Source organism: Staphylococcus sp. HMSC36A10 (assembly GCF_001838845.1).
Classification (GTDB): domain Bacteria; phylum Bacillota; class Bacilli; order Staphylococcales; family Staphylococcaceae; genus Staphylococcus; species Staphylococcus aureus.
On the sequence record NZ_KV839117.1, the window covers coordinates 1 to 13,232 of the forward strand.

The 13,232-nt window shown below is 30.2% G+C and carries 14 protein-coding genes; 7 read left to right on the top strand and 7 right to left on the bottom strand.

Going from position 1 to position 13,232, the window contains the following annotated elements:
• Window positions 1-324: 324 nt before the first annotated feature.
• Window positions 325-513, bottom strand: coding sequence for a hypothetical protein (locus tag HMPREF3247_RS07660; RefSeq protein WP_001245802.1), 189 nt, complete (start codon window positions 511-513; stop codon window positions 325-327).
• Between the two features lie 248 nt (window positions 514-761).
• Between HMPREF3247_RS07660 and HMPREF3247_RS07665 the strand changes: the two genes are divergently transcribed.
• A complete protein-coding gene (locus tag HMPREF3247_RS07665; RefSeq protein ID WP_001239285.1) occupies window positions 762-1,709 on the top strand; it encodes a TDT family transporter in 948 nt (315 codons plus the stop codon).
• A gap of 304 nt (window positions 1,710-2,013) precedes the next feature.
• On the opposite strand, the gene HMPREF3247_RS07670 is transcribed toward HMPREF3247_RS07665, so the two are convergent.
• The 4 genes from HMPREF3247_RS07670 to argF form a co-directional block, all read right to left on the bottom strand.
• Window positions 2,014-2,241 (bottom strand): epilancin biosynthesis-related protein ElxI1, encoded by a 228-nt coding sequence (locus tag HMPREF3247_RS07670; protein ID WP_000149423.1) that lies wholly within the window; start codon window positions 2,239-2,241, stop codon window positions 2,014-2,016.
• Between the two features lie 307 nt (window positions 2,242-2,548).
• A complete protein-coding gene (locus HMPREF3247_RS07675; RefSeq protein WP_000432077.1) occupies window positions 2,549-4,105 on the bottom strand; it encodes a YfcC family protein in 1,557 nt (518 codons plus the stop codon).
• Between the two features lie 171 nt (window positions 4,106-4,276).
• On the bottom strand, window positions 4,277-5,209 hold the full coding sequence (gene arcC / locus HMPREF3247_RS07680) for a carbamate kinase (RefSeq protein WP_001074342.1): 933 nt from the start codon (window positions 5,207-5,209) through the stop codon (window positions 4,277-4,279).
• Window positions 5,210-5,231: 22 nt separating this feature from the next.
• Window positions 5,232-6,233 (bottom strand): ornithine carbamoyltransferase, encoded by a 1,002-nt coding sequence (gene argF, locus HMPREF3247_RS07685; protein WP_000793612.1) that lies wholly within the window; start codon window positions 6,231-6,233, stop codon window positions 5,232-5,234.
• Window positions 6,234-6,670: 437 nt separating this feature from the next.
• Here argF and HMPREF3247_RS07690 point away from each other — a divergent pair, with 437 nt between their 5' ends.
• From HMPREF3247_RS07690 to HMPREF3247_RS07700, 3 genes are all read left to right on the top strand, one after another.
• On the top strand, window positions 6,671-7,396 hold the full coding sequence (locus HMPREF3247_RS07690) for a superantigen-like protein SSL14 (protein WP_000739532.1): 726 nt from the start codon (window positions 6,671-6,673) through the stop codon (window positions 7,394-7,396).
• A 94-nt stretch (window positions 7,397-7,490) separates the two neighbouring features.
• Complete coding sequence (locus HMPREF3247_RS07695) at window positions 7,491-8,216, top strand: superantigen-like protein SSL13 (protein WP_001063559.1); 726 nt, start codon at window positions 7,491-7,493, stop codon at window positions 8,214-8,216.
• Between the two features lie 107 nt (window positions 8,217-8,323).
• The gene (locus tag HMPREF3247_RS07700) at window positions 8,324-9,040 is read left to right on the top strand and encodes a superantigen-like protein SSL12 (protein ID WP_000041896.1); all 717 of its coding nucleotides are present in this window, start codon (window positions 8,324-8,326) and stop codon (window positions 9,038-9,040) included.
• 387 nt (window positions 9,041-9,427) lie between these two features.
• Here the strand turns inward: HMPREF3247_RS07700 and HMPREF3247_RS07705 are convergent, their stop codons facing one another.
• A complete protein-coding gene (locus HMPREF3247_RS07705; RefSeq protein WP_001802045.1) occupies window positions 9,428-9,652 on the bottom strand; it encodes a hypothetical protein in 225 nt (74 codons plus the stop codon).
• Window positions 9,609-9,755 carry a hypothetical protein gene (locus HMPREF3247_RS07710; protein WP_000765708.1) on the bottom strand — a complete coding sequence of 49 codons (147 nt, stop codon included), beginning with the start codon at window positions 9,753-9,755 and terminating at the stop codon, window positions 9,609-9,611. Before HMPREF3247_RS07710 ends, HMPREF3247_RS07705 begins: the two co-directional genes overlap by 44 nt.
• Window positions 9,756-10,427: 672 nt before the next feature.
• Here HMPREF3247_RS07710 and hyl point away from each other — a divergent pair.
• The 3 genes from hyl to HMPREF3247_RS07730 all read left to right on the top strand — a co-directional run bounded on the left by hyl (window position 10,428) and on the right by HMPREF3247_RS07730 (window position 12,904).
• Window positions 10,428-11,387 carry an alpha-hemolysin gene (gene hyl / locus HMPREF3247_RS07715; RefSeq protein WP_000857483.1) on the top strand — a complete coding sequence of 320 codons (960 nt, stop codon included), beginning with the start codon at window positions 10,428-10,430 and terminating at the stop codon, window positions 11,385-11,387.
• Window positions 11,388-11,863: 476 nt separating this feature from the next.
• Window positions 11,864-12,097, top strand: a complete 234-nt coding sequence (locus HMPREF3247_RS07720; RefSeq protein WP_000231632.1) for a hypothetical protein — start codon at window positions 11,864-11,866, stop codon at window positions 12,095-12,097.
• 621 nt (window positions 12,098-12,718) lie between these two features.
• Complete coding sequence (locus HMPREF3247_RS07730; RefSeq protein ID WP_001032814.1) at window positions 12,719-12,904, top strand: hypothetical protein; 186 nt, start codon at window positions 12,719-12,721, stop codon at window positions 12,902-12,904.
• The last annotated feature ends 328 nt before the right edge of the window (window positions 12,905-13,232 follow it).

The following is a 13,232-nucleotide window of genomic DNA, read 5'->3' on the forward strand; positions in this document are numbered from 1 at the left end:
TACGAAGGGACCCAACACAGAAAATTCAATTTATCGAATTTTACATTTATGTGCAAGTTAGGCAAAGTGTCTTATTTTTTAAAGTATGTAAAAGTAAAATTACATGTTAATACGTAGTATTAATGGCGAGACTCCTGAGGGAGCAGTGCCAGTCGAAGACCGAGGCTGAGACGGCACCCTAGGAAAGCGAAGCCATTCAATACGAAGTATTGTATAAATAGAGAACAGCAGCAAGATATTTTCTAATTGAAAATATCTTACTGCTGTTTTTTAGGGATTTATGTCCCAGCCTGTTCTAATTATTTAACTCACTAATTATTCTTCTTAATTTTCATTGCTAAATATACTATTGGCAAATTTATAAAGCAGTTCAGCGTTTTTCAATGACATATTATCTAATGATCTTTCATTTTTTCTCATTCTGTGTATTGTGCTTTGTGGAACTCCTGTTTGTTTCGATATATGTAAACTGCTCAAATCACTGTCTAATAGTTTTTGAATTTGATTTCTCATTTTGTACACCCCCTTGTAAATCTTCAATCATCATTTAAATTAAATAATTACTTTTCCACATATTCCAATATTTAGGTTGCAAAGCATACCTCAAATATCATTAATTTTGAGATTTAAATGTCAATTATGTGTCTATCAATCCAATATACATACTCTAATAACGTAATAGTACACACTCTTCTTATTAATTGGCCATAGCTATCATGATATAATTAGTGAAGAAAATCACATAAGAAAGGTTGTAAATCATGAGACTTCAAAAAGCACCTCTAGTAACGTCAGGACTAGTCTTAGGATTATTAGGCCTGGGTAATCTATTAAAAGACTTATCTCTTACTTTAAACGCTGTTTGCGGAATCTTTGCTTTCTTGATTTGGATTCACCTTTTATGTACTATGATCAAATATTTTAATAATGTGAAAGAACAATTAAACAGTCCTCTAGTTTCATCAGTGTTCACAACATTTTTCATGTCTGGCTTTTTAGGTACTACTTATTTAAATACATTTTTTAGTAACATAACTTTTATCAATAGCTTAATAACGCCTATTTGGATTTTATGCCTTGTGGGAATTATGACGCATATGATTATTTTTTCAATAAAATATTTAAAAGATTTTTCACTTGAAAATGTTTATCCTTCGTGGACTGTACTTTTTATTGGTATTGCTATCGCAGGATTGACGGCACCCGTTAGCGGATATTTTTTCATAGGTCAATTAACAGTAATATATGGCTTTGTAGCTACTTGTATTGTCTTACCTATTGTTTTCAAGCGATTAAAAGCATTTCCATTGCAGACGTCAATCAAACCGAACACATCGACAATTTGTGCACCATTTTCTTTAGTCGCTGCAGCATATGTTATAGCTTTTCCTAAGGCGAATGCTTTTATCGTAATTATATTTTTACTATTAGCTCAAATATTTTATTTTTATATCATTATACAATTGCCTAAATTACTAAAAGAACCTTTTTCGCCCGTATTTTCAGCTTTCACATTCCCTTTAGTAATCTCAGCAACTGCTTTAAAGAACAGTTTGCCTGTACTTATGTTTCCAGACATTTGGAAAGGGCTTTTGTTTATCGAAGTGTTATTAGCCACTGTAATAGTACTTAGAGTCTTTATAGGATATCTTCACTTCTTTTTAAAAAAGGAAAAACAAGATAAATTTCTTCGTAATGCGTCTCAGTAACACTATTACCAAGAATTAACACGTATATTTAATAACTAAAAAGAGGCAGGTAATCTTGCCTCTTTTTAGTGTATATCAATGCCTCTTTGATTTAATATGATCTTATCAATGATACCTTCTGACTAAAGCTGTAGTAACTATACTAGAACGTCTAGTTCATAAACACGTTTCACTCTAACCTTTATTTAAATAATATATAAGCAGCAAACGCCAAGGCTAATATACCAATAAAATAATTAATAAAGATTTTTATTTTAGTCTTTGTAATAGTTGACAAATTTTATCACCTCTAAATATCGATAAATTAAACACCGTTATTTTTCCTTTGCCTATCTTTTATCATTTCAGAAGGTACTCCGAAAATAAACATCAGAATAAATAATATAATTGGCAAATGTGGTATGTTTTCTAGCAAATACCATCTTAAATTCCAATCAAACACCATATTTGCATACGCCACAAAATATTTACTAAATAATAATACTACGCATATTCCAGTTAGTGTATCTAAAACCTTTGTCAAATGTGTCATTTATAGCCATCCTTTATATATGCTATTTTCACAACCATATGTATCATGTGTTACAAAAACTGTTTACAGCAAATACATATTTACCACGATAAATATAATATACCATAGATCTAACATTACATTAAAAACAAATTTTAAAAATATCATTATTAAATAGAGCATTGTATCAATTACTTACTAGTGTTATCATTACCGTCATTATTTTCTTAATCAAAAATAATAATGCACCTCGCTTAGTTTAGTATTTCTACAAACCTACGAGATGCATAAAACCCCATTAGTATTTTTTATAATATAGCATTTCAAATTATGAATAAATTAGTACTTGCGTAATTAGTACTCCGCCACCGAAAATCAATACAAAAGCAACTACCGGCCATACAAATCGGAACCAATGTGAATATCGCATGTTTAACATTTGTAGTGTGGCCATAACAAGTCCAGTCGGCGCTAAGAATAACATCGCATATTGACCAAATTGATATGTCGTAACGATGACGAATCTTGGTATACCTACTGTATCAGCTAGTGGTGCAAAGATAGGCATTGATAATACCGCTAAGCCAGAAGATGATGGCACGATAAAACCTAAACAGAAGAAAATAAATAGTAATACGATGATAAATAATGGTCCACTCATATGTTGAACTAAAGATGATGAAAAGTGTAAGATTGTATCTGAAATCATACCTTCATTCAACACTAAATTAATACCTCGAGCTAAACCAATAATTAAAGATACACCTACTAAACTTGATGCACCATTGACAAATGCATCTACAGTTCCTTTTTCTCCCAATCCAGATTTACCTGTCCCAGCAATAAACATTATTATAATTGTAAATATTAAAAATGCTGAAGCCATAACTGGGAACCACCAACCTTGCGTCATAACTCCCCATACCATAATTGGAAATGGTAGTACAAATAATGTAAGGATTATCTTCTTACGCAAAGTAAAATGGGCACTATCGTCATCTTTTAATACAGACCATTGCTGTTCAAAAGCATCTTTGTCTTCATAAGAATATGACGCTTTAGGATCGTTTTTAATTTTTTTACAGTACCAATATAAATAACTAATAACAAAAATCGCACCGACAATACAAGCACCTATTCTCCAATACAAGCCATCCGTAAAAGTTGTACCAGCGGCATTAGAGGCAATTACAACCGAGAACGGGTTAATAGTTGAAAATGTACTACCGACAGAGCTGGCAAGGAATATGGCACCAACTGAAACGATAGAATCGTATCCTAACGCTATAAATATAGGGACTAAAATCGGATAGAATGCTACAGCTTCTTCTTCAATACCACATAACGTCCCGCCGATAATCATTAGTATTGATACAAACACAATTAGCATAAATTCATGCCCTTTTGTTTTCTTCGTTAAAGCTAACAATCCCGATTCAAAAGAACCACTGGCTTGAACTACGCCAATAAGTCCCCCTAGTACAAGAATGAATACCATGATATCGACCGCTTCTATCGTACCTTCAACCATGCTACTTGTTATTTGTTCTGGTCCAGCTGGATGTTGCTTTAATCTTTCATAAGTATTCGGAATTGATACCGGCTTATTAATTGCACCTGATTTAAATTGTTCAATCTTAATTTTAACTCCCATTTTGTCTAGTTCCTGTTGCGTACCCGGAACCTTTTTCACTTGGTTATGAGGGTTAACTATCTTTAGTTCTTGGGATGAAGGTTCGTAAGAAAGTTTAGAATATGCACCAGCAGGAATAACCCATGTTGCTATAACTGCAACAACCGTTAAAATGAATAAAATCATAAATGCACCTGGCATTTTTAATTTAAATCGTTTTTTCTTTTCACTTTCATTAATTGTATTTTCCACGGTTTCATCTCCTTCGACATTTAACCTAGCATTTCTACCTTAAAGATTTTATAAATATAAATTAAGAAAGTGCACCCCGCATCAAAATAGAGGCATTATTTTCAGGGGGTGCACATAAATAATAAAAATCATGCATTTGACATATAGTAATTGAAAAGCGTTTCAATTCAATTACTTTTTAATCACAGTACCTACTTTACCCTCTAAGGCAGCATCTAATTCATTTAATGATGTTATAAGCACGCTTCCTTTTGGATTGTTTTCAATAAATGATATGGCTGCTTCAATTTTTGGTAACATACTTCCTTTTGCAAATTGATTTTCGTCTATATATCGTTTTAATTCATCAACATTTGTTGTTTTCAAAGGCTGTTGGTTTTCAGTGTTAAAATTAATATATACATAATCAATTGCTGTTAAAATAATCAATTGATCGCATTGAATATTAGCACCCAACAATGCACTTGTTTTATCTTTGTCTATAACTGCATCAATACCTTTAAAACCATCATGTTGCTCTCTAATTACTGGTATACCTCCACCGCCAGCAGCAATAACGAGTGTATCATTTTTAATAAGTGTTTTAATACTCTCTAATTCAATAATAGAGATGGGTTGTGGTGAAGGAACAACGCGTCTATATCCTCTTCCAGCATCTTCAACAAATATAAATCCTTTTTCTTTTTGAATTTGTTCAGCTTCTTCTTTGTTGTAAAATAACCCAATTGGTTTTGAAGGATTGTTAAATGCCGGATCATTTTCATCAACTTCAACTTGTGTCACTAGTGTTACCACTTGTTTATCCATTCCAATAGAATGCAATTCATTTTGTAAGCTTTCTTGTAATTGATAGCCGATGTAAGCTTGACTCATTGCGCCACATTCAGCAAATGGAAATGCCGGACCTTGGTTATGTTCTGCAGCATAGTTAAGTCCCAAATTAATGCTTCCAACCTGTGGTCCATTACCATGACTAATAACAATCTCATGTCCTTTTGTTATTAATCCTACTAATGATTTCGCAGTATTTTTAACAAGCTCGAGTTGTTCTTGAGGTGATTTTCCTAAAGCATTACCACCTAATGCTACTACTATTTTCGCCATCATATTCACTTCCTTATATCATTTAAAATTCACCCAATGTAGCAACCATCACTGCTTTGATTGTATGCATTCTGTTCTCAGCTTCTTGGAATACAACTGAAGCTTTACTTTCGAATACTTCATCTGTAACTTCCATTTCTCGAATTCCATATTTTTCAAAAATTTGTTGACCAATTTTCGTATCAGCATTATGGAAAGATGGTAAGCAATGCTCAAAAATAACATTTGGATTACCAGTTTTATCCATCATTTCTTTATTTACTTGATATGGTTTCAATAATTCAAGTCGTTCTTTCCATACTTCATCAGGTTCACCCATTGATACCCAAACGTCAGTGTAAATTACATCCGAACCTTTTACACCTTGGTCAATATTATCTGTGATTAATATGTTGCCACCATTTTCAGCGGCAATATTTTTACAGCGATTTAATAATTCATCTGTTGGATTTAATTCTTTTGGACAAACTAAATGGAAGTTCATACCCATAATGGCAGCACCTTGCATTAATGCATTTGCAACGTTATTACGACCATCTCCAACATATGTAAAGTTAATATCTGCATAATCTTTTTTTAAGACTTCTTTTGCTGTTAAGAAATCAGCAAGAACTTGAGTAGGATGATCTTCATCAGTTAAACCATTCCACACTGGTACGCCTGAATACTCAGCTAAAGTTTCTACTGTTCTTTGTGAAAAACCACGGTATTCAATGCCATCATACATTCCACCAAGCACACGTGCAGTATCTTTAGTTGTTTCTTTTTTACCCATTTGTGATCCAGTTGGGCCTAAATAAGTTACATTTGCACCTTGATCATGCGCTGCAACTTCAAATGCACATCGCGTTCTTGTAGAATCTTTTTCAAATAACAGTGCAATATTTTTATTTTTTAACATAGGCTTTTCAGTGCCAATATATTTAGCACGTTTTAAATCCTCGGAGAGTGTTAATAAGAATTCTACCTCTTGTCGTGAAAAGTCTAATAAAGTTAAAAAACTTCTGTTTCGTAAATTTTTCATTAATAACAACTCCTTTTATTTTAGTTACACCTAAATTGTAAGCGCATACAAAATAAACACAACCTACTATTAAAATTTGTAATATTTTATCAATAATTAAATGAACATTTTATTAATATTAAATTTAAGTAGTAGGAAATAATTAAAATAAGTACTACATTTAAAGTATAACTATTTTTCAAGTAGTTAGAAAATTCAATTATCAAACAATTTAATACAATTGATTAGAGAATAATTCTAACGTATCGTTTTTAATATATAACTCCCGCCTACTTTATTAGATACTGTTTCTGTCCAAAACTTAAAAATGATAAGTTTTGCTTAAATAACACTACTAACTGTTTAAGTTTATTTAACATAGTTTTAGCTTTTATTTAATTCCGAATCGGTGTAATAGCTTATATACTTTGGGTAATTCACGCAAAGGAGATTTTCATATGAAAAAGAACATCATGAATAAATTAGTTTTATCAACAGCATTGTTACTTTTAGGAACTACATCAACACAACTTCCTAAAACACCAATCAGTTTTTCATCTGAAGCAAAAGCCTATAATATCAGTGAAAACGAGACTAATATCAATGAACTAATCAAATATTACACTCAGCCGCATTTTTCATTATCTGGAAAATGGTTATGGCAAAAGCCCAATGGTAGCATTCATGCAACATTGCAAACGTGGGTTTGGTATAGTCATATTCAAGTGTTTGGATCCGAGAGTTGGGGAAACATTAATCAGTTAAGAAATAAATACGTTGATATATTTGGAACTAAAGATGAGGACACAGTTGAAGGTTACTGGACTTATGATGAAACATTTACTGGTGGTGTTACGCCAGCAGCTACTTCATCTGATAAGCCTTATAGACTATTTTTAAAATATAGTGATAAACAACAAACTATCATCGGTGGACATGAATTTTACAAAGGAAATAAACCAGTATTAACTTTAAAAGAATTAGATTTCCGTATTCGTCAAACATTAATAAAAAATAAAAAGTTATATAACGGAGAATTTAATAAAGGTCAAATTAAGATAACTGCTGATGGAAATAATTACACGATTGATTTAAGTAAAAAGTTAAAATTAACTGACACAAACCGTTATGTTAAAAATCCTCGTAATGCAGAAATTGAAGTCATACTCGAAAAATCTAACTAACCTATTACCTTTTGTAAATGCGGATAATTTCAATTATCTAATTAACCCCTTTTTATAATTAAACATTCCAACAATACTCAAAGGAGAAATTCGAATGAACAATAACATCACGAAAAAAATTATTTTATCAACAACATTGTTACTATTAGGTACAGCATCTACACAATTTCCTAATACACCTATCAATTCTTCATCTGAAGCGAAAGCTTATTATATAAATCAAAATGAAACTAACGTTAATGAGTTAACTAAATATTACTCGCAAAAATATTTAACCTTCTCTAACAGTACGTTATGGCAAAAAGATAACGGTACGATTCATGCAACGTTGTTACAGTTTTCTTGGTATAGTCATATTCAAGTTTATGGACCTGAAAGTTGGGGCAATATCAACCAATTAAGAAATAAAAGCGTTGATATTTTTGGCATAAAAGACCAAGAAACCATTGATTCTTTTGCATTATCTCAAGAAACGTTTACTGGTGGTGTTACTCCTGCAGCAACATCTAACGATAAACACTATAAACTGAATGTAACATATAAAGATAAAGCAGAAACGTTTACTGGCGGATTTCCAGTTTATGAAGGCAATAAGCCTGTTTTAACTTTAAAAGAATTAGATTTTCGTATTCGTCAAACATTAATTAAAAGTAAAAAATTATATAATAATTCTTATAATAAAGGACAAATTAAAATAACAGGTGCAGACAATAACTACACAATAGATTTAAGTAAAAGGTTGCCATCAACTGATGCAAATAGATATGTTAAAAAACCTCAAAATGCAAAAATTGAAGTTATCCTCGAAAAATCAAACTAACAATAATAATGGAGTTAATAAAAATAATCGCAAATACTATATTGACTTCGCTCACATTTAAATTTCTTATTCCTCGTATCATGATTCCTCTGAAAGGAGATGTTCTAATGAGTAAGAACATCACGAAAAATATAATTTTAACGACAACATTATTACTATTAGGTACTGTATTACCTCAAAATCAAAAACCAGTATTTAGTTTTTACTCTGAAGCTAAAGCTTATAGCATTGGTCAAGATGAAACTAACATCAATGAATTAATTAAATATTACACACAGCCTCATTTTTCATTTTCAAATAAATGGCTATATCAATATGATAATGGAAACATTTATGTTGAACTTAAGAGATATTCATGGTCAGCACATATATCTTTATGGGGCGCTGAAAGTTGGGGAAATATTAATCAGTTAAAAGATCGTTACGTAGATGTGTTTGGACTAAAAGACAAAGATACTGATCAGTTATGGTGGTCTTATAGAGAGACATTTACAGGTGGCGTTACACCAGCCGCAAAACCTTCTGATAAAACTTATAATCTTTTTGTGCAATACAAAGATAAACTACAAACGATTATTGGTGCGCATAAAATATACCAAGGCAATAAACCAGTATTAACATTGAAAGAAATCGATTTCCGTGCACGAGAAGCGTTAATAAAAAATAAAATATTATATAACGAAAATCGTAATAAAGGTAAGCTTAAGATCACCGGTGGCGGTAATAACTACACTATTGATTTAAGCAAAAGATTACATTCAGATCTAGCAAATGTTTATGTTAAAAATCCTAATAAAATAACTGTTGACGTCCTCTTTGATTAGTATATGAAGGTGACTTATACTTCATGCACTTTAATTCCAAATCAGATTATTTAAATGATAATTTTTAAAGTGTATGATGTATATAATAGGTAAAATTTTCTATATATTTAAATGGAATTGGGAGTAGGAATGTGACAGAAATAGTATTTTATAAAATTTATTTCGTTGTCACTCCCCAACTTGCATTGTCTGTAGAATTTCTTTTTGAAATTCTCTATGTTGGGGCCCCGCCTATAATTGAAAAATGCTTGTTACATGGGCATTTTCATTCGGTCAACTACTACCAATATAATATTGTAGAGCCTAAGACATTGATTTATTATGTCTTAGGCTCTATTCCTTCATTTAATGATTCAATTATTATAGCAATACTTTATTGTCCCATGATTAGTGTTCTTTTAATGAGACATAGTAACTATAAAGTTTAATAATCGTTCTAAATCTAGCATCTTCTAGTTTGGTTTTCCCATTTCTTAAATCTTGTACTGTTTGATATGGAACTCCTGAATTTTTCGAAATTTTATAGCCTGATTCAGACTCAAACAAAGATTGAAGAGAGTTTATAATATTATTCAACTCTGTCATTTTTAATCCCCTTTCTTGAATTAACAATATACAATGTTGTTATTAAAACAGTCAGTGTATGGATGATTTCATTTCCTAAAAATATATTCAGCCATATAATAATAAGAAATACGATATAAAATAGTTTCATTTTAATCCCCTATCATATTTTTATTAATCAAATTTCAATAAGATTCATAATTAAAAGCTAACCTATACTCAAAATTTTCTTATAATGCCTCTAACTAAAAACCTACATTTTATTTTACATATAATATTTTACACTATATTAAAAATACATACGATACTTTTTCGTTATCTATTAGATATTTCTATGTAATGGCAAAATTTATTCCCGACGAAATTCCAAACATAATTAATACCCTTTTTCTCTATTTCTATTTATTAATTTACACTAGTTAATATATAGTTAATTTTTATTTAATAGTTAATTAATTGATTTAATTCTAAGATATTTGTATTTTTATATTGTAATCGATTACATTTTTAAATCAAACAAATCATTAGTTTTAAAGAAATTAATCAATAAAATTAGCTATGTCTTTTCCTTGTTTCATAAAGAATTTATTCAACTTTGACTAACCCTCGAAATTGAAATGCTTCCTTTCAAATTTTAAATAAAAGTTAAAAACATATTCTTAAAATAATCACTCATCATCACTCAGTAATTTATCAGTTGCTACATTAAATATACTAATATAAACGATTATAAATATTTGATATGTCTCAACTGCAATATTCTAAATTGACATATTGATTATTGTTTCCTCAAATCGTTTTAAAAAATAGAAGGATGATGAAAATGAAAACACGTATAGTCAGCTCAGTAACAACAACACTATTGCTAGGTTCCATATTAATGAATCCTGTCGCTAATGCCGCAGATTCTGATATTAATATTAAAACCGGTACTACAGATATTGGAAGCAATACTACAGTAAAAACAGGTGATTTAGTCACTTATGATAAAGAAAATGGCATGCACAAAAAAGTATTTTATAGTTTTATCGATGATAAAAATCATAATAAAAAACTGCTAGTTATTAGAACGAAAGGTACCATTGCTGGTCAATATAGAGTTTATAGCGAAGAAGGTGCTAACAAAAGTGGTTTAGCCTGGCCTTCAGCCTTTAAGGTACAGTTGCAACTACCTGATAATGAAGTAGCTCAAATATCTGATTACTATCCAAGAAATTCGATTGATACAAAAGAGTATATGAGTACTTTAACTTATGGATTCAACGGTAATGTTACTGGTGATGATACAGGAAAAATTGGCGGCCTTATTGGTGCAAATGTTTCGATTGGTCATACACTGAAATATGTTCAACCTGATTTCAAAACAATTTTAGAGAGCCCAACTGATAAAAAAGTAGGCTGGAAAGTGATATTTAACAATATGGTGAATCAAAATTGGGGACCATATGATAGAGATTCTTGGAACCCGGTATATGGCAATCAACTTTTCATGAAAACTAGAAATGGCTCTATGAAAGCAGCAGATAACTTCCTTGATCCTAACAAAGCAAGTTCTCTATTATCTTCAGGGTTTTCACCAGACTTCGCTACAGTTATTACTATGGATAGAAAAGCATCCAAACAACAAACAAATATAGATGTAATATACGAACGAGTTCGTGATGACTACCAATTGCACTGGACTTCAACAAATTGGAAAGGTACCAATACTAAAGATAAATGGATAGATCGTTCTTCAGAAAGATATAAAATCGATTGGGAAAAAGAAGAAATGACAAATTAATGTAAATTATTTGTTCATGTACAAATAAATATAATTTATAACTTTAGCCGATAACTTCAGAAATGATGTTTTTCGGCTAATTTTTATACTGAATTTAGTTTAATTAACTTATGATATTTTTAATTTAAACTATCTACTTGATTTGCTTTCCTGACTTAAAAATTAGACTAAACATGACACTATATGAGGTAATTTTTAAAATAAGAAATTTGAATTCCATGTTGTCAAACCCTTTATATAAAAGTTTTGAAATTGTTCAAAACTTTTTGAACACATTATGTGTTAATATATTTGCAGAATTATTTTAAAATCGTTTTAAAACTATACTGAAATAAGAAATTTAAAAGTATAATTAGTACATATAATTGAAAAAGATTTCTAGAAATACAATTAATGTTCATCTAGATATTGTACGAAGTTGTATGAATAAGTTAAACTTAAGTTGAATCAATTTAAATGTTCAAGGAGGTTAACAAATGGTTTTTAATGATTGGGAAATTAACGTTGTATACTCAGGAGAGCATGAGGTTGTAACAAACGAAAAGAGTTTATTTGTCATTGACGAATTTTACGATGTTGCAATCGCAATCTATTATTTAGATGGAAAATTAAAAGTAGCTCATGTCAACTATGGTTCTGATTTTACAATTGACGTAGCTAATAAAGTTTTTGAATTGAATATTCAAAATCCAAATGTTGATGAGCATTAAATATTAAAAAGCATTTAGAATCATAAAGAGCATACTATATATAGCCTTTTACATGTAAAGCAAATGAAAATTAGATAATCTAATTATTTCAACATTAAACAATATATCATTATAAAGAAGTTTTTAAAATAGAAGTATAAGGTGGTGAACAAAAATTAACATTGTGTATAACATTATAGTATATATAGCATGCATGATTAATTTCGGATTAATTATAGTCCCATTATTAACAACAAATGATGCGGATTTTGTATGGACTTCTTCATCATTAATATATATGATTCTTCTTACGTCGATTATCCTAATAGTTTATATTAAAACTAAAGATAGCTTACAGTTAACGATATTTATACTTAATATAGCCTTAATTATTCTATACTGTGCACCATTACTATTCATTTATGTATTCTAGTGCTTCATTAATATTTTAATGCATCAGTTTAAGTAAATTCCATTTGGAAAATAAAAAGCAAATATCATCATCAAATTAACATATTTAACGTTATACTTTCATAAAATTTGAAACAATTGAACATCCTTACTTTAGCTTTATATCTTTATTTCAAGTCATGTTTTCAACTATTTTAATGAATTAAACATATATTATAAGGAGTCAACATCATGAATAAACATATAAATAAAAAAGCCGCAAAACTACTTGAAGATTATAAAAAGGTTCAACAAAGAAAATCGAAAGAAACTGATAGAGGTTGTTTGAAAAGTGTCATCATGCTTATCGTCTTATTTTTCTTAATTATTTTTGGTATTGTGGCATGTTCTACAAACGTAAACTTTTTCTTCCAGTAAAAGAGTGAGATAGAAATGATAAAGAACCACTAATGATTTATTATGTAGTGGTTCTTTATCATTAGCTGTAGCTAATGTGTACTTAAAAAATGAATACATGAGTAAAGCTCATGCATAAGAAATACTAATTGCTAAAGAAAAAGTATTTCTTTATCGATGTCCTACCCCAACTTGCATTGTCTGTAGAAATTGGGGTTCCAATTTCTCTATGTTGGGGCCCCGCCAACTTGCACATTTTTGTAAGCTGACTTTTCGCCAGCTTCTATGTTGGGGCCCCCGCCAACTTGCATTGTTTGTTGGAATTGGTGATCCTATTTCTCTCTGTTGT

Coding starts and splice junctions, on each gene's coding strand:
- HMPREF3247_RS07710 (WP_000765708.1), bottom strand. CDS start 9,755: ATGAAACTATTTTATATCGTATTTCTTATTATTATATGGCTGAATATA.
- HMPREF3247_RS07690 (WP_000739532.1), top strand. CDS start 6,671: ATGAAAAAGAACATCATGAATAAATTAGTTTTATCAACAGCATTGTTA.
- HMPREF3247_RS07670 (WP_000149423.1), bottom strand. CDS start 2,241: ATGACACATTTGACAAAGGTTTTAGATACACTAACTGGAATATGCGTA.
- HMPREF3247_RS07720 (WP_000231632.1), top strand. CDS start 11,864: ATGGTTTTTAATGATTGGGAAATTAACGTTGTATACTCAGGAGAGCAT.
- HMPREF3247_RS07665 (WP_001239285.1), top strand. CDS start 762: ATGAGACTTCAAAAAGCACCTCTAGTAACGTCAGGACTAGTCTTAGGA.
- arcC (WP_001074342.1), bottom strand. CDS start 5,209: ATGGCGAAAATAGTAGTAGCATTAGGTGGTAATGCTTTAGGAAAATCA.
- HMPREF3247_RS07660 (WP_001245802.1), bottom strand. CDS start 513: ATGAGAAATCAAATTCAAAAACTATTAGACAGTGATTTGAGCAGTTTA.
- HMPREF3247_RS07730 (WP_001032814.1), top strand. CDS start 12,719: ATGAATAAACATATAAATAAAAAAGCCGCAAAACTACTTGAAGATTAT.
- hyl (WP_000857483.1), top strand. CDS start 10,428: ATGAAAACACGTATAGTCAGCTCAGTAACAACAACACTATTGCTAGGT.
- argF (WP_000793612.1), bottom strand. CDS start 6,233: ATGAAAAATTTACGAAACAGAAGTTTTTTAACTTTATTAGACTTTTCA.
- HMPREF3247_RS07700 (WP_000041896.1), top strand. CDS start 8,324: ATGAGTAAGAACATCACGAAAAATATAATTTTAACGACAACATTATTA.
- HMPREF3247_RS07695 (WP_001063559.1), top strand. CDS start 7,491: ATGAACAATAACATCACGAAAAAAATTATTTTATCAACAACATTGTTA.